Origin of the sequence: Streptomyces canus, from assembly GCF_030816965.1 — a bacterium.
GTDB classification, from domain to species: domain Bacteria; phylum Actinomycetota; class Actinomycetes; order Streptomycetales; family Streptomycetaceae; genus Streptomyces; species Streptomyces canus_E.
The window spans coordinates 8,024,510-8,039,750 of record NZ_JAUSYQ010000002.1 but is presented as its reverse complement, the minus strand read 5'-3'; the positions used below and the strand labels follow the sequence as shown (position 1 = coordinate 8,039,750).

Annotated in this window: 15 protein-coding genes; 7 read left to right on the top strand and 8 right to left on the bottom strand. The window is 71.5% G+C overall.

Annotated elements, in window-relative coordinates; genetic code table 11:
* Positions 1 to 177 precede the first annotated feature (177 nt).
* The gene (locus QF027_RS37850) at positions 178 to 378 is read right to left on the bottom strand and encodes a hypothetical protein (RefSeq protein ID WP_306974517.1); all 201 of its coding nucleotides are present in this window, start codon (positions 376 to 378) and stop codon (positions 178 to 180) included.
* Positions 379 to 904: 526 nt separating this feature from the next.
* Positions 905 to 1,045, bottom strand: a complete 141-nt coding sequence (locus QF027_RS37845; RefSeq protein ID WP_307079762.1) for a hypothetical protein — start codon at positions 1,043 to 1,045, stop codon at positions 905 to 907.
* A gap of 80 nt (positions 1,046 to 1,125) precedes the next feature.
* Here QF027_RS37845 and QF027_RS37840 point away from each other — a divergent pair, with 80 nt between their 5' ends.
* Positions 1,126 to 1,872 carry an SDR family oxidoreductase gene (locus QF027_RS37840; protein ID WP_307079760.1) on the top strand — a complete coding sequence of 249 codons (747 nt, stop codon included), beginning with the start codon at positions 1,126 to 1,128 and terminating at the stop codon, positions 1,870 to 1,872.
* 96 nt (positions 1,873 to 1,968) lie between these two features.
* Here QF027_RS37840 and alc read toward each other — a convergent pair whose 3' ends face one another.
* Both alc and allB read right to left on the bottom strand, forming a co-directional pair.
* On the bottom strand, positions 1,969 to 3,084 hold the full coding sequence (alc, locus tag QF027_RS37835; protein ID WP_307079757.1) for an allantoicase: 1,116 nt from the start codon (positions 3,082 to 3,084) through the stop codon (positions 1,969 to 1,971).
* Positions 3,085 to 3,122: 38 nt separating this feature from the next.
* Entirely contained in the window at positions 3,123 to 4,460 is a 1,338-nt protein-coding gene (allB, locus tag QF027_RS37830; RefSeq protein WP_306974524.1) for an allantoinase AllB, read from the bottom strand.
* 263 nt (positions 4,461 to 4,723) lie between these two features.
* Between allB and QF027_RS37825 the strand changes: the two genes are divergently transcribed.
* A complete protein-coding gene (locus tag QF027_RS37825; RefSeq protein WP_306974526.1) occupies positions 4,724 to 5,518 on the top strand; it encodes an IclR family transcriptional regulator in 795 nt (264 codons plus the stop codon).
* Between the two features lie 333 nt (positions 5,519 to 5,851).
* Here QF027_RS37825 and QF027_RS37820 read toward each other — a convergent pair whose 3' ends face one another.
* Positions 5,852 to 6,136, bottom strand: a complete 285-nt coding sequence (locus QF027_RS37820; RefSeq protein ID WP_266509844.1) for a DUF5955 family protein — start codon at positions 6,134 to 6,136, stop codon at positions 5,852 to 5,854.
* 203 nt (positions 6,137 to 6,339) lie between these two features.
* Here QF027_RS37820 and QF027_RS37815 point away from each other — a divergent pair, with 203 nt between their 5' ends.
* Entirely contained in the window at positions 6,340 to 6,939 is a 600-nt protein-coding gene (locus QF027_RS37815; protein ID WP_307079755.1) for a nucleotidyltransferase family protein, read from the top strand.
* 184 nt (positions 6,940 to 7,123) lie between these two features.
* Entirely contained in the window at positions 7,124 to 8,749 is a 1,626-nt protein-coding gene (gene aceB, locus QF027_RS37810; RefSeq protein WP_307079753.1) for a malate synthase A, read from the top strand.
* Here aceB and QF027_RS37805 read toward each other — a convergent pair.
* Genes QF027_RS37805 through QF027_RS37795 form a run of 3 tightly spaced genes read right to left on the bottom strand, consistent with a single transcriptional unit; the run spans position 8,739 to position 11,471 of the window.
* On the bottom strand, positions 8,739 to 9,050 hold the full coding sequence (locus QF027_RS37805) for a SelT/SelW/SelH family protein (RefSeq protein ID WP_307079751.1): 312 nt from the start codon (positions 9,048 to 9,050) through the stop codon (positions 8,739 to 8,741). The genes aceB and QF027_RS37805 overlap by 11 nt on opposite strands.
* Positions 9,047 to 9,952 carry a HipA family kinase gene (locus QF027_RS37800; protein WP_306974536.1) on the bottom strand — a complete coding sequence of 302 codons (906 nt, stop codon included), beginning with the start codon at positions 9,950 to 9,952 and terminating at the stop codon, positions 9,047 to 9,049. The genes QF027_RS37805 and QF027_RS37800 overlap by 4 nt, the downstream gene beginning before the upstream one ends.
* Before the next feature lie 22 nt (positions 9,953 to 9,974).
* Entirely contained in the window at positions 9,975 to 11,471 is a 1,497-nt protein-coding gene (locus tag QF027_RS37795) for an IucA/IucC family protein (protein WP_373432455.1), read from the bottom strand.
* 92 nt (positions 11,472 to 11,563) lie between these two features.
* On the opposite strand from QF027_RS37795, the gene QF027_RS37790 reads away from it, so the two are divergent.
* Genes QF027_RS37790 through QF027_RS37780 form a run of 3 tightly spaced genes read left to right on the top strand, consistent with a single transcriptional unit; the run spans position 11,564 to position 15,171 of the window.
* Positions 11,564 to 13,048, top strand: a complete 1,485-nt coding sequence (locus tag QF027_RS37790) for an IucA/IucC family protein (protein WP_307079747.1) — start codon at positions 11,564 to 11,566, stop codon at positions 13,046 to 13,048.
* Positions 13,049 to 13,093: 45 nt separating this feature from the next.
* Positions 13,094 to 14,359, top strand: a complete 1,266-nt coding sequence (locus QF027_RS37785) for a VWA domain-containing protein (RefSeq protein WP_306974542.1) — start codon at positions 13,094 to 13,096, stop codon at positions 14,357 to 14,359.
* The gene (locus tag QF027_RS37780; RefSeq protein ID WP_307079745.1) at positions 14,359 to 15,171 is read left to right on the top strand and encodes a hypothetical protein; all 813 of its coding nucleotides are present in this window, start codon (positions 14,359 to 14,361) and stop codon (positions 15,169 to 15,171) included. The genes QF027_RS37785 and QF027_RS37780 overlap by 1 nt, the downstream gene beginning before the upstream one ends.
* Positions 15,172 to 15,241: the final 70 nt, after the last annotated feature.

Sequence of the window (15,241 nt, the reverse complement as noted above, 5' to 3'; positions counted from 1 at the left end):
TTCAGGCGCTTGCCGACAGGCCGGACGGCCGGCACCACCCTCGTCGCGTGTGTTGTTCGCGCTCCAGCGGGGGGGCATTTCCACCGGAAGGGAGCAGGAAAGCCCCGCCGTGGATCGCGGGGCCTTCGAAGTCTGGGGCCGTATGAAGTCGAGGCCGGGCTGGAGTGTGCCGGGTGTCTACAGCCCCAGGTCCAGGGCGAGGCACGAGTAGAACTTCCACGAGCCCTCGGGGTCGTACGACGACGCGTTCACCCCGCCGGCCGGCGCGGCCTCCACCTCTGTGGTCATGTCGTCAAAACGTATGCGCTCGGGGAGGCTGCCGAATCGCGCGTTGCGTACTGCCGCTTCGGCGGCTTCCGTGGTGAGCCCCTTGTGCATGACCGTGCTCCACTTCGTCGATCGTGGATGGCGTCCTGTCTGTTGCCTGGACGACCATCAGCATGCCCCGACATTCGTCACCTGTCAAGGCGGTGACGCAGGTCGAGTGTGCGTCGCCCACGGCGGTGAAGGCGTCGGGCCGGGCCTGAGGGAGGTTGCGGCCGGCCCCCGGGACAACGTCACGGCGGCCGGCCCCGGGACAACGTCACGGCCGCAGATCGCGCGGGACAAGCGCGGCGCGCGGCGGCGACCTCGGCACTGCGGGGCCCGCGGGCGAGCGCACTCGTGCGAGGGCCACGGAACAGGTCCAGGCGCCGTACGTACTGCACGGCATACGCGTGCCTTCAGGACACGCACACCCGTGTGTGAGGCGCGCGGAGCCTCGCCGCGGCTCGCCGGGTCAGCGCACCGGAGATGTTCCCCCACACCCCCGAGACCCGCAGCCCCCGGAGCGCACCGCCGAGGCGGTCCACCAAGCCGAGGGCGGCGGAGACGACGCACTCGGGCAGGGAGTTGAGCTTGGCGGCTACGGAGTTGGTCGGGTTCGCCCCGGTAAGGGCGCCCCGATACGGGCCGGGCCGAAGACCTCGTCGACGAACCGGCCGAAGACCTCGTCGACGAACCGGCCGAAGTCCTCGTCGCCGTACGGGAAGACCCCGCAACTCATCGGTGGGGCCGTCAACCTGGCCGACGTCCGTGTCCGTTGGCCGCCAGCGGTCCTCGCTCCTGGCCGGTGGAATGGGTGTCATGACAACGACTGACGGAACTCTGAACGGCAAGGTCGCGCTCGTCACCGGGGGCAGCCGGGGGATCGGGGCCGCTACGGCGCTGCGGCTGGCGCGGGAGGGCGCGAATGTGGCCGTGACGTATGTGGACGGCAAGGAGGCGGCCTCGGACGTCGTACGGCGGGTAGAGGCGCTGGGGCGGCGGGCCGTCGCCCTGCGGGCGGACTCCGCGGACGCCGAGGACGCGGCGGGGGCGGTTCTCCGCACGGCGGAGGCGCTCGGTGGGCTGGACGTACTGGTGAACAACGCGGGTGTGGGGGTGCTCGGTCCGCTGGGCGAGCTGTCCCTCGCGGACGTCGACCGGGTGCTGGCCGTCAACGTGCGCGGGGTGTTTCTGGCCTCTCAGGCGGCGGCCGCGCGGATGCGGGACGGCGGTCGCATCATCACGATCGGCAGCTGTATGACCCAGCGGGTGCCGGGCCCCGGCGGGACCCTGTACGCGACGAGCAAGTCGGCACTGGTGGGGCTGACGAAGGCCCTCGCACGTGAGCTGGGGCCGCGGGGGATCACGGCGAACATCGTGCATCCCGGGCCCACGGACACCGACATGAACCCGGCGGACGGGCCGTTCGCGGCGGGGCAGGCCGCGATGACCGCGGTGGGGCGGTTCGGGACGGCGGAGGAAGTGGCGTCGATGGTCGCGTATGTGGCGGATGCGGCGTACGTCACCGGTGCGGAGTTCTCGGTGGACGGGGGGCACGCGGCGTGAGGTAGCCGCACTGTCCTCGCCCCGTACCTCCGCTCCTCAGACGCCGGAGGGGCTGAAACCCGCCCTTCCGGCGTGCAGGTACGAGGAGACCCCGCCTCAGCCGCCCAGTTCCTGGTGCCTCGCCGAGAGCGCCGCCGTGCCGCCGTCCGTCAGCGAGCCGAACAGCCGCAGTCGCGAGATCCCTCCGTCCGGGAAGATGTCCACGCGCGCGTGCGTGCCCACCGCCGGCGTCGGCAGCACGAAGCGGTGGTTCGTGTCGGGTTGCAGGCGCGTGCGCGGGAGGATCTCCTGCCAGTCGCCGTCCTCACCGTCGCGGACGGACACCGATGCCCAGCCCGCGCTGTTCCCCTTGAGATACGCCGTGTCGATCTCGATCGCGCGGATCCGGGACTGGGCCACCAGCCGGTAGCGGATCCAGTCGTTCCCCCGGTCACGACGGCGGCGGGTCTCCCAGCCGTCGTCCATCTTGCGGGAGCGCCCCGGCTGGATGGTGTTCGACGCCGGCGAGTAGAAGAGGTTCGACGCGTCCTCCGCCTGGCCGCCGTTCTCCAGGGCGACCACGTCGAAGGTGCCGAGGATCTCCAGCCACGCGGGGTCCGGGACGACCTCGCCGTACACGCGCAGGCGGGCGATGCCACCGTCCGGGTGCTGGTTGACCCGCAGGTGCGTGAACCGCTGTTCCAGCGACACGGAGAAGCCGTTCGCCGCATGGCCGCCGACCGGCGTCCGGGGAACGAGCGTCGTCCACTTCACGTCGTCGCCCAGCAGTTCCTCGGGGGACGGGGAGCCTGCCACGGACGTGCCTTCGACCGACACCGCCTGCGGGTAGTTGCCGCGGAAGTGGGCCGTGTCGACCACGATCCCCCGGATCACCCCGGGCGCGCCCAGGCGCACCAGCGCCCAGTCGTGGTCCTCCGCCGTCGGCCAGGGGTGCTCGGCCGAGGCGCCCCGGCGGCGCCGCGTCTCCCAGCCGTCCATGATCTTGCCCTTGTGCCCGAAGTGCTCGGGGTCGAACTCGGCCCGCTCGGGCATCAGCAGGTTCTCGCGCTGGGCGAAGAACTCGTCGTTGGCGGCGATGACTCCGGCGCCGAGCGTCCGTGCGGCGAGGTTGGCGTACTGGGTGAAGGGGAAGTCGGCGGTGCGGTAGTCCGCGTACGGGTCACCTCCGCCGTACGGGTTCGCGTCGCCGGTGAAGCTGGGAATCGCCGTCACGTACATGTGCCTTTCTGGAGTTGGCCGGTGCGGGTGGCTCAGGGCGTACGGGTGAGCAGTTGACCCTTGGGAGCCGTGAACTCGCCGTCCGCCACGATGCGTTCGCCGCGCAGCCAGGTCGACTTCACGACGCCGCACAGGGTCTTGCCCGCGTACGCCGTGACACGGTTGCGGTGCTGGAGGGCCGCCGGGTCCACGGTGAAGGTCTCGTCGGGGGCGAGGACCGCGAAGTCGGCGTCGCGGCCGGCCTCGATGGCGCCCTTGCGGTCCAGGCCGACCAGTTGGGACGTCCGCGCGGACATCCAGCGGACCACGTCCTCCAACGAGTGACCGCGCTTGCGGCCTTCCGTCCAGACCGCCGCCAGACTCAGCTGAAGGCCCGAGATGCCGCCCCACGCGGTGGCGAAGTCGTCCGTCTTCAGGTCGGCCGTGGACGGCGAGTGGTCGGTGACCACGCAGTCGATCGTGCCGTCGGCCAGCGCCTGCCACAGCAGGTCCTGGTTGGCGGACTCACGGATGGGCGGGCAGCACTTGAACTCACTGGCGCCGTCCGGGACTTCCTCGGCGGTGAGGGTGAGGTAGTGCGGGCAGGTCTCGACCGTGATGCGGACACCCTCGGCCTTGGCCCGGGCGATCAGCGGCAGGGCGTCGGACGACGACAGGTGGAGCACGTGCACGCGCGCGTCCAGCCGCTTCGCCTGGGCGACGAGCTGGGCGATCGCCGTGTCCTCGGCGTCGCGCGGACGGGACGCCAGGAAGTCCGCGTACCTCGGACCGGCCTGCTGCGGGGCGGCCTCCAGGTGGTGCGGGTCCTCGGCGTGCACGATCAGCAGGCCGTCGAACGACGCGATCTCGGCCAGGGACCGGGCGAGCCCGTCCTGGTCGAGATGCGGGAACTCGTCCACACCCGAGGGGGACAGGAACGCCTTGAAGCCGAAGACACCGGACTCGTGCAGCGGTCGCAGGTCCTTGACGTTGTCGGGCAGGGCGCCGCCCCAGAAGCCGACGTCGATGTGGGCCTTGTCGGCGGCGACCTCCTGCTTGGTACGGAGGTGCGCGACCGTCGTCGTGGGCGGGAGGGAGTTGAGCGGCATGTCGACGAGGGTGGTGATGCCGCCGGCCGCCGCCGCGCGCGTGGCGGTCCAGAAGCCCTCCCACTCGGTGCGGCCGGGGTCGTTGACGTGCACATGGGTGTCGACCAGGCCGGGCAGCAGGACGTCGTCGCCGAGGTCCTCCAAGCGGGCGCTCCCGGAGACGGAAGCCTCGTACGGCAGCACGGCCGTGATCTTCCCGCCGGCCACCGCGACCGACGCGGCGCGCGTCCCCTCGGGCGTGATGACGCGCGTGGAGCGCAGCACCAGTTCAGTGTCGGACACCCGGACCCCTCTCTGCCGCCGTTAACTTCCGCGTAACGGAATTCAACTTTCTGTTGAAGGAGTCTTCACTCCCGGTCGAGTGCCGTCAAGGGCACACTTCTCCACAGTGCACCTTGCGCCGACACTCTGGACGTTTCCACAAAGCGGAATTACAGTTTCGGCAAGCAGAACGTAGCTATGCACCAGCGGGGAGTCAACCGACCGCCGGGTAGGCTTCTGCCCTCCTGCCCAGACCCGAAAGGCAGCTCCGAAAGGAACGCGCCGTGCCGACGTCCAGCGCCAGCACCACCGACTCCGCCAAGTCCGCCGGCGGCGGGGTCCAGTCCCTCGAGCGCGCCTTCGATCTGCTGGAGCGGATGGCGGACGCGGGCGGAGAAGTCGGACTGAGCGAACTGTCCGCGAGCAGCGGGCTGCCGTTGCCCACCATCCACCGCCTGATGCGGACGCTCGTGTCCTGCGGATACGTCCGCCAGCAGGCCAACCGGCGCTACGCCCTCGGCCCGCGCCTGATCCGCCTCGGCGAGTCGGCCTCCCGGCTGCTCGGCACGTGGGCCCGCCCCTACCTCGCGCGTCTGGTCGAGGAGACCGGCGAGACGGCCAACATGGCACTGCTCGACGGGGACGAGATCGTCTACGTCGCCCAGGTGCCGTCGAAGCACTCGATGCGGATGTTCACCGAGGTCGGGCGGCGCGTCCTGCCGCACTCCACGGGCGTCGGCAAGGCCCTGCTCGCCAACACCCCCGACGACGAGGTCCGCGCCCTTCTCTCCAGGACCGGCATGCCGGCCGCGACGGAGAAGACGATCACCACGCCGGACGGTTTCCTCGCGGCCCTCAAGGAGGTGCGCGGCCAGGGCTACGCGGTCGACGACAACGAGCAGGAGATCGGCGTCCGCTGCCTCGCGGTCTCGGTGCCCAACTCCCCCACCGCCGCCGCCATTTCGATCTCCGGACCCGCGGGGCGGGTCACGGAGGCGGCCACGGAGAAGATCGTCCCGATGCTCCAGCAGGTCGCGTCGGAACTGTCGGAGGCGCTGGCCAGCCAGAACCCTGCGTGACGGCCCTGCACCGCCGGCCGGGAGCTGATCCGTACGACGATCAGAGGCGTCCGCTTCGAAGGCGAGACGATGGACACGCTCGGCGCGTCGACCGGCGAGTTGCCTGACGGCCGTGGTCGCGGGCCAGGGTGAGCGGATCGCGACGCTGCACTGCGCGCTGCGGCTCGGCCGTCCCACGGACGGCGAGGAGCTGACCGTCACCCCCGCCTCGACGGGGACGAGTTCCGCGCCCGGCATCCGGACTGTGCGCCTGGTCCGACTACCACTCGGTGGGCCGGCCCGATGACCCGGCCGGCCTGTTTCCATGACACGAAGGCCTCACCGCTGGATGACCTAGCGCCGCGGCTCCCTGAACAACTCCACCGCGTCGCGTACGTCGGTCAGTCCCCGCGACAGCGCGCTCACCGACCCGATCGCCCCCGCGATCAGCAGCAACGACCGTCGCAGGCGCGGGATTTCGGGCGTTCCGTCGATCGTCATGGCGGCCAGCGCGGCGAGTTCGTCCTCGGCGATGCCCCGGTCGGGGAACTCGGCCGGGTGCGCGGCGAGTTCGCGGCGCAGCCGGGACACCGCGGTCCGCAGTTCCGCCACTCTCGGATCGTTGTCGCTGCCGGTCACTGGCCTCTGCCCCAAGCTCCGCAACACAGCTCTCTCCCCCCCGACACCTTCGTGCGCCGGCACCGTGAAGCCCCGTCGGCGTTGGTCGGCCCCCGGGGACGCGGGTCAGTAAACGCCACGCAGGGCGCCGCGCGCCACCGTACAGACCGAAATTCAGCCCATGGAAACCCGGCGCACGCCGGCGCGTCAGGTATGCAGGACGCATGACGGAGAACGAACAGCAGGTCGCCGGACTGCTCCTGGCCGCGGGCGGCGGACGACGGCTCGGCGGGCGGCCCAAGGCACTGCTCGAACACCGGGGCCGCCCGCTCGTCGAACACGTGGTCGGCGTCCTGCGCGCGGCCGGCTGTACCCGCGTGCACGTGGTCCTGGGGGCCGCCGCGGCGGTCGTACGGGAGCGGGCGGAGCTCGGTGACTGCGTGCTCGTGGAGAACCCGGAGTGGGCCGAGGGCATGGGGTCGTCGCTGCGGGCCGGGCTGGACTCGCTCACCGGAACGAAGGCGCGGGCCGCACTGGTCTCGCTCGTCGACCAGCCCGGTATCGGGGCGGCGGCGATGCGCCGGGTGCTCGCCGCGTACGAGGGCGAGACCTCGCTCGTCTCGGCCGCCTACGACGGGGTACGCGGCCATCCCGTCCTCCTGGGCGCCGCACACTGGGCCGGGATCACCGCGACTGCGACCGGGGACCGGGGGGCACGCGCCTATCTGAAGGAGCACGAGGACGCGATCACGCTCGTCGAGTGCGCGGACGTGGCCGAGCCCTACGACATCGACACGACGGCCGACCTGACGCACCTCGAGTGAGCACACTGGCACTGAGCGCCACACTGGCTCGACTCGGAGAATCTCGACATCAACAAACCATTGAACTTCCACGATGAGGAAACTAGTATCCACTGTTCAGAAGCGTCCGCCTCCCGTGCAGGGCGCCGCTCGCGTACCCGGTTCGACTGGCACCCGGTGCCACCGCTGAAGGAAGTGACAGCTCATGTCCGCACCAGCGCCGTCCCCGCTGGCCATCGTCGACGCCGAGCCCCTGCCACGGCAGGAAGAGGTCCTCACCGAGGCGGCCCTCGCCTTCGTGGCCGAGCTGCACCGCCGGTTCACGCCACGGCGTGACGAGCTCCTGGTCCGCCGCGCCGAGCGCCGCGCCGAGATCGCCCGCACCTCCACGCTCGACTTCCTCCCGGAGACCGCCGCGATCCGCGCGGACGACTCCTGGAAGGTGGCCCCCTCCCCCGCGGCCCTGGACGACCGCCGGGTCGAGATCACCGGCCCCACCGACCGCAAGATGACCATCAACGCCCTGAACTCCGGCGCCCGGGTGTGGCTCGCGGACTTCGAGGACGCCTCGGCGCCGACCTGGGAGAACGTCGTCCTGGGGCAGGTCAACCTGGCCGACGCGTACACCCGGAACATCGACTTCACGGATGAGAGGTCCGGCAAGTCGTACGCGCTCAAGGCCGACGAGGAGCTCGCCACGGTCGTCATGCGCCCGCGCGGCTGGCACCTGAACGAACGCCACCTGGTCGACGCGAACGGCGCCCAGGTCCCGGGCGCGCTCGTCGACTTCGGCCTGTACTTCTTCCACAACGCCCAGCGTCTGCTGGACCTCGGCAAGGGCCCGTACTTCTACCTCCCGAAGACGGAGTCGCATCTGGAGGCCCGCCTCTGGAACGACGTGTTCGTCTTCGCCCAGGAGTACACCGGCATCCCCCAGGGCACCATCCGCGCGACCGTGCTGATCGAGACGATCACGGCGGCGTACGAGATGGAGGAGATCCTCTACGAACTCCGCGACCACGCCTCGGGGTTGAACGCCGGCCGCTGGGACTACCTGTTCTCCATCGTCAAGAACTTCCGTGACGGCGGCGCAAAGTTCGTCCTTCCGGACCGCAACGCGGTCACCATGACGGCCCCGTTCATGCGCGCGTACACCGAACTCCTCGTCCGCACCTGCCACAAGCGCGGCGCGCACGCGATCGGCGGCATGGCGGCCTTCATCCCGTCCCGCCGGGACGCCGAGGTCAACAAGGTGGCCTTCGAGAAGGTGCGCGCCGACAAGGACCGCGAGGCCGGCGACGGCTTCGACGGCTCATGGGTCGCCCACCCCGACCTGGTCCCCATCGCCATGGAGTCCTTCGACAAGATCCTCGGCGACAAGCCCCACCAGAAGGACCGGCTGCGCGAGGACGTCCACGTCGAGGCGGCCGACCTCATCGCGATCGACTCGCTTCAGGCCAAGCCGACGTACAACGGCCTCGTGAACGCCGTCCAGGTCGGCATCCGTTACATCGAGGCCTGGCTGCGCGGTCTCGGCGCGGTCGCCATCTTCAACCTCATGGAGGACGCGGCCACCGCCGAGATCTCCCGCTCGCAGATCTGGCAGTGGATCAACGCGGGTGTCGAGTTCGAGAACGGTGAACTCGCCACCCCGGAGCTGGCCCGCAAGGTCGCCGCCGAGGAGCTGTCCACCATCCGCCAGGAGATCGGCGAGGAGGCCTTCGCGGGCGGCCACTGGCAGCAGGCCCACGACCTGCTGCTCCAGGTCGCCCTCGACGACAACTACGCGGACTTCCTCACCCTGCCGGCGTACGAGCAGCTCAAGGGCTGACATCCTCCTGCGAGACCTTGTCCGAGTGGCCCAGGGACTTCCCGGGGGCCACTCGGTCGCGTACGGCCTGCTTGACCGCCGTCGGCTCCGGGAAACCCTGCTCGTGGCGGTCCCAGACGACCTCGTCGTCGACCCGGACGACGAAGATCCCGCCCCTGCCGGGCTTCAGTGCCAGTTCCGTCAGCTCGGTCTCGAAGGTCGTGAGCAGTTCCTGGGCCAGCCAGGCCGCGCGCGGCAGCCAGCGGCACTGGGTGCAGTACTCGATCTCGACCCGCCGAGAGTCCGAAGAAGGCTCCGTCATCCGAGGTGCACCGACCAATCCTGTTCCGCGGCCGGTTTGCCGTGCAGGTCGGGGACCCGCTTCAGCCAGTTGGGCCGGCCTTCCTGTGTCTTCGCCGCGCGGAGAGCCTCCTCGGCGGCGAGTTCCTCCCGGGTGGGAAAGTCGGTGGGCAGCCATGCCTCGGAGGCCCGCACGCGCGCGTGGAGGTACGCCACATAGGCCTCGCGTGCCTCGTCCGGGGTCGCGAAGCCGGTGAGCCAGGCGTCGGGGACGGCCGCCGTGACCTCGTGCAGGACGTCGAGAGTGACCTTGGGCGCCAGTTCCGCGTCGGCGGCGCGGACGTCCGGGCCGTAGTGACCGAGGGCGTGGTGGCGGAAGTCGTAGGACTTCGACGGGTCCGTGCCCTCCCAGCGGTGGTGGAAGACGAGCGCGGCACCGTGGTCGATCAGCCACAGGCGCGGGGGTGCGATACCGAACGTCGGCCAGACCATCAGGTTCGAGCTGTGGACCGTACGGTCGACGTTCACGGTGAGCGCGTCGAGCCAGACGATCCGGCCGGCCTCCACCGGGTCGACCGGGAACGTCCTGGCCACCTCGGGCGTGAAGTCGCGGGCGCCCGGCAGGTAGTCCATGCCGAGGTTGAGGCCCGCGCTGGCGCTGTGGAGCTCGCGTACCTCCTGGTGCGGCTCGCTGTCGGCGATCTCCGGGTCGAAGTGCACGAGGACCAGCTCGGGAAAGCGCAGCCCCAGCGCCCGCGCCAGCTCACCGACGATCACCTCGGCGACCAGCGCCTTGCGGCCCTGCGCGGAACCGGTGAACTTCACGACGTAGGTGCCCAGGTCATCGGCCTCGAAGACGCCGGGGACGGAGCCCCCGGACCTCAGCGGGGTCACGTATCGAACAGCAGTCACATCGCGCAGCACACCGGCCAGGGTATGTCAGCGCTCACCCGGCCAGCGGATTCGGCAGCGGCAGGTAGCGGGCGTCCGCGCCGTCCGCGCCCGTCCAGCGCAGCAGCAGGTTCGTCTTGCCGGGGAGGGTGGGCGCGGTGAGCAGGGCGGCGGCTTCGGGGAGGTCGTGGCGGGCCAGTTCCCGGCGGACGGCGGGCCAGGGGGCGAAGCCGGGATGGCGTTCGGCGAGGGCCGCGGCGACCTCGCACAGGTGGTTCACGACCAGGCAGTACACCAGCCGCTCCCAGCCAGCCGCGCGCGGCACGTCCGGCAACAGCTTCACGCCCTCGGCGTCCCGGAACAGCGCCTGCACGGGCGTGCCGTCGGCGTCCACGGCGACCAGGGTGTTCTGCAGATGCGCCTCGAGTACGACGCCGTGGTCGGCGAAGGCCGCGAGGGCGGGCGGGACGACCACGCCCAGATAGGCCTCCCACCAGGCCGCCGGATCCGCGGTGCCGTCGAGCGGGCTGCCCTCGAAGCCCTCCACCAGGGCCGCGGCGAGCAGCGGGGTCGCCCCGGGCCGCACATGGTCGCGCAGGCCGTCACGGACCAGGACGGCGAGTTCCTCGAAGGCGAAGTCGGCGGTGCGGTAGCCGCGGTCGCTCAACCAGGCGGCCGAGCCGGGGCTCGCGGCGAAGGCGCGCACGGCCGCTTCATCCGTACGGCGGAGTTTGAGCAGGTCGTGGCGCCAGAGCCGCCGGATGTCGTTGGTGATGCGGACGTCGAGACTGAACTTGAGGAAGAGATCCTGAGTGGGCGCGTACACCGTGCGGACCGCCGCCGTCGGCCAGGCCTCGAAACCGGTCGTGCCGAGCCGGATGAGCCTGCCGTCCTCGAAGGCCTCCGTGCAGGAGACCAGGTCGAGCTGCCAGGGGTGGGCGGGCAGCAGCCGGTAGCCGGGCGGTGCCTCGCCCAGCGTGTCGAGGGCCGAGGTGTCGCCCTCCTCGACGACGGTGTCCTCGCGCAGCCCGAGCAGGACGAGCGGGAAACGGGCGTGGGCCTCGGGGGCGTACGGCAGCCAGGCGGCGACGGGGCCGCCGCCGCGGGCCTTGGGCGCGGGGTGGTACGGGTGGCCGGTGACGAGGCACTGCTCGGAGCGCAGATACGGGTCGCCGGGCGCCGTGACCCGGTCCCGGGCCGTGAGCAGGGCGGCCACCGTGTCCCGGCTGTCGATCATCTCGGCGGGCAGTTCGTGGTTGGACACTCCGGTGTACCGGGTCAGTTCCTCGGCGACGAGCTTCACGAGTTCGGTGTGTCCGACGCGCCGCCAGCCGCCCGCGGCGTACATCTCGGGGTCGGCGGGCCGCCGGTCGCCCCGCACCCTGAGCAGTCTCCCGCCGGGGAGCCGGTACACCGGGCGCTCGCCGGGTTCCGGGAGCGCCTCGGCCACCTCGCGCAGCAGGCAGTTGAGCAGGGGTGCGGCCGCGTACGCGTCGGCGCGGTGCGCGACGTCGGTGCCGGCCGGCGGGGGCGGGAGGTCCACGCGATCCACTCGTTCTCTACGGTTCATCTGGGGCGATGACGATCAGTATGTCTGTTCTCGCCGCCCCACCGTGACACCGGTCGTACCCGAGGAGCCCGCCCGTGCACCGTCCCTCCGCCGCCGAGGCCGACTTCGCCCAAGAGCTGGCCGTCCTGCGCCCCGACCTCGTGGCGCGGTACACGGCCGAGCTGCCCGGCGCCCGCGCGGCCGTGCTGTCCCGGCTGTGGCGTGGGCTCGCGCACGAGCCGCTGCCCTGGGTCACCGGCCGGGAGGCGGGCCGGGAAGGGCTCACCCTGCGTCTCTCGGACGGCCGCAGGATGCACGGCCCGCACCCGGACCCGTTCGCCACCGCCGCCCACACCGCCGTCGTGCGGCTCGACGAGGTCGCCCACGACGATCCGGCGCGCCTGATGACCGCGCTCGGCGTACCGCACGGTGCGGATTTCGCCGGTGAACTCGCCGGCAGTGTCGCCTCGTTGGCGCTGTCGAGGGCGGGACAACCCGCCCGCGAGGAAGCCTGGCCGGTGCGCGAGTGGGAGTGGGAGCAGCGGGTGGTCGACGGGCATCCCTATCACCCCAACTGCCGTTCCCGGCCGGGCTTCTCGGTGGCCGAGCAGCTGGCCTACGGGCCCGAGCACCGGCCGCTGGTACGGCTGGGGTTCGTGCCGGTTCCGGCGGACGAGTGCCTGGTGACGGGCGCGTGGCCGTCGCACCTGCGGGACGGGGAGCGGCTGTTGCTGCCCGTGCATCCGTGGCAGTCGGAGCATGTGCTGAAGCGGCCGGTCGCCGAAGGCGTCGAGGCGCACCCGCTGATGTCCCTGCGCACCCTCGCCCTGGCCGACGGACCGCACGTCAAGACCGCGTTGAGCACACGGCTCACGTCCTCGGTGCGGGACATCTCCGTCTACTCGATCAGCACGTCGGCGACCCTCTCACGGTTCGCGGAGACGGTGGCGGAGCGCATGGACGGCCTCCTGCACTTCACCCGCACCCTGGGGGCGGTGACGGCCAACTCTCCCGATCTGGCCGCCGTGTTGCGCGAGTCCCCTCAGGTGTACGGGGAGCGGGTCATCCCGGTGGCCGCCCTGGCCACCACCGAGCTGCCCGAATCCCCCGTCTGGCTCGCGGAGTTCGCCCGGCTGTCCCTCACGGTCGGACTGCGTCTGCTGGAGTTCGGCATCGCCCTGGAGGCGCACGGCCAGAACCTCCTCGTCGTCCTGTCCGACTCGGGCGCACCGGAGCGGCTGGTCTACCGGGACCTGGCCGACATCCGGATCAGCCCGGCCAGGCTCGCGCAGCACGGCATCCCGGTCCCCGCACTGTCCGGGCGGCTGGTCACCGACGACGTGACGACCCTGCGGCGCAAACTGTTCGGCTCGCTGGTGGCCGGAGCCCTCGCGGGTACGGCGGGTTCGGCCACGGCGTTGCGAGGTGCGCTGGAGACGGCCGTGCGGGAGCTGCCGCGCACCCCGGATCTGGCCGCGCTGCTCGAACAGCCGCTGCCCGCGAAGGCGTTGACGTTGATGCGGCTGTCGCCGGAGACGCCGGGCGACCGGTGGACCGAGCTGCCCAACCCCCTTGCCTGAGCGGCCGTTTTGGAGCCCGGCACACCTGATCAATAGGATCCGGCGATGATCACAAGAAAACGGCGGGTGGCAGGAGTGTGCGCCCTGCTCACCGCCCTGACGGCGGGGATCGCCTTCCCGGTCGCGGCGGTCGCCGGTGAACCCACCGGCCAGGCCACGCCCCAGGTCGATCTCGTCCTCGACGTGAGCGGCTCGATGCGGACGGCGGACATCGACGGCGGCACCCGGATGGCCGCGGCGAAGCAGGCCTTCAACGAGGTGCTGGACGCGACGCCCGAGGAGGTGCAGCTCGGCATCCGGACCCTGGGCGCCAACTACCCGGGCGACAACCAGAAGACGGGCTGCAAGGACACCGCCCAGCTCTACCCGGTCAGCACGCTGGACCGCACCGAGGCCAAGACGCAGGTGGCGACCCTGTCCCCCACCGGCTGGACACCGATCGGCCCCGCGCTGCTGAAGGCCGCCGGCGACTTCACCGACGGCGCCTCCTCCAAGCGGATCGTGCTGATCAGCGACGGCGAGGACACCTGCGCCCCGCTCGACCCGTGCGAGGTGGCCCGCGAGATCGCCGCCAAGGGCATCGGGCTGACCATCGACACCCTCGGCCTGGTCCCGAACACGAAGATGCGGCAGCAGCTGAGCTGCATCGCGGAGGCGACCGGCGGCACCTACACCTCGGTCGAGCACGCCGACGAACTCACCGACAAGGTCAACCAGTTGGTGGTCCGCGCGGCCGACCCGGTGGTGACGCCGGTGGCCACCGAGGGGGCCGGCTCCTGCGCCACGGCGCCCACGCTGAAGTCGGGTCTTTACACCGACCGTGAGGAGTTCACCCAGCAGCGCTGGTACCGGGTGGACGTCGAACCGGGCCAGGAGCTGCGGGCCTCGGTGAGTGTGGGAGCCGACCGGGCCGTGAACCCCTCGTACGGGGTGCTGCTGCGGGCGGTCACCGTGCACGGGCGCGAGATCGTGCGCGGCGAGGCCGGCGGCAACGGCCGTACGGATGTGATCGCCACGGGACTTCGCTACCCCAAGGCGGACACCGATGACGAGGACGCGGCCGCGGAGACCGTCTGCCTCCAGGTCACCAACTCCTTCTCGGCGGCCTCCGGGGTGAAGACCACTCCGGGTCTGCCGCTGGAGCTGACCGTCGACGTCGTGGACGGACCGTCGAAGGCGAGTGACGTGGCCTCCTTCGGCCTGGGGCGCGGCTGGTGGCTGCTCGGCACACTGATCCTCGCCGGTTTCGTCGCCGGTCTGCTGTGGGGCTGGCTGTCACGCTGGCGGGTCGCGGTCTGGAGGACCAACTGATGCGGATCACACGCGCGTTGAGCGCTTCCCTGCTGATGCTCGGGCTGGCCGTCGCGCCGGCCGCGGCCGACTCCTCGCCGACACCGACGGATTCCGCCTCGGCGGACAGCGACGCGCCCACCCAGGCGGGCACGTCCTTCCGTACGGCGACGGAGATCGAACAGGACCAAACGGCCACGGCGAGCGGCTCCGCGGGTGACTACCTGTACTGGTCGTTCCCCGCGGACGCCGGCCAGCGGCCCACCGTCGAGGCGACGGTGAAGCTGCCCGGAACCCACGCCGCGCAGACGTGGCAGATCGACGTGTACGACGGTCTGCGCCGCCGCCAGTCCTGCCAGTACGGCGCGCAGACCCGCACCGCCGCCGCCGACTCCTCCTCGGTGGAGCTGGCCTGCACGCTGCGCACGGTCCGCGCCTGGTCGGAGATGTGGGCGGGCGACCCGTTGCCGGGCACGTACTACATCCGGCTGACGGCCGTCGGTCTCACCACGGCCGACCTGGGTCTCCCGGTGAGCACCGAAGTCCGGGTCGGCTCCAAGGACATCGGCGGCTCGGCCGCGGTGGACGGTTCGCTCGCGGAGCCGCTGGTGCCGGGCATCGCGGTGAAGTCCGAGGCCGGGGACGGCGGTTCGGAGGACTCCTCCGCCGTGCTGTCCGCCATCGAGCCCGAGGACGGCTGGTCCTCGGGCTGGTGGTCCGACCGGTGGGTGTGGACCGCAATCGGCGGTGCGCTCGCCGCGCTGGCCGGGGTCGGCGGGTATGCGCTGACCCGCGGGGCGGGGCGGCCTTCCCAGGTGCCGCCGGGCGCCTGACGGTTCATCGAGAAGGCCCGCTCCGGCGGGCCTTCCTTCGTTCACGCCTCCCGCAACGCCCTCGCGATCG

Excerpts from the sequence above, each read along its gene's own strand:
- QF027_RS37840 (WP_307079760.1), top strand. The coding sequence starts at position 1,126 with ATGACAACGACTGACGGAACTCTGAACGGCAAGGTCGCGCTCGTCACC.
- QF027_RS37845 (WP_307079762.1), bottom strand. The coding sequence starts at position 1,045 with ATGAGTTGCGGGGTCTTCCCGTACGGCGACGAGGACTTCGGCCGGTTC.
- aceB (WP_307079753.1), top strand. The coding sequence starts at position 7,124 with ATGTCCGCACCAGCGCCGTCCCCGCTGGCCATCGTCGACGCCGAGCCC.
- QF027_RS37815 (WP_307079755.1), top strand. The coding sequence starts at position 6,340 with ATGACGGAGAACGAACAGCAGGTCGCCGGACTGCTCCTGGCCGCGGGC.
- QF027_RS37780 (WP_307079745.1), top strand. The coding sequence starts at position 14,359 with ATGCGGATCACACGCGCGTTGAGCGCTTCCCTGCTGATGCTCGGGCTG.
- QF027_RS37850 (WP_306974517.1), bottom strand. The coding sequence starts at position 378 with ATGCACAAGGGGCTCACCACGGAAGCCGCCGAAGCGGCAGTACGCAAC.
- QF027_RS37805 (WP_307079751.1), bottom strand. The coding sequence starts at position 9,050 with ATGACGGAGCCTTCTTCGGACTCTCGGCGGGTCGAGATCGAGTACTGC.
- QF027_RS37785 (WP_306974542.1), top strand. The coding sequence starts at position 13,094 with ATGATCACAAGAAAACGGCGGGTGGCAGGAGTGTGCGCCCTGCTCACC.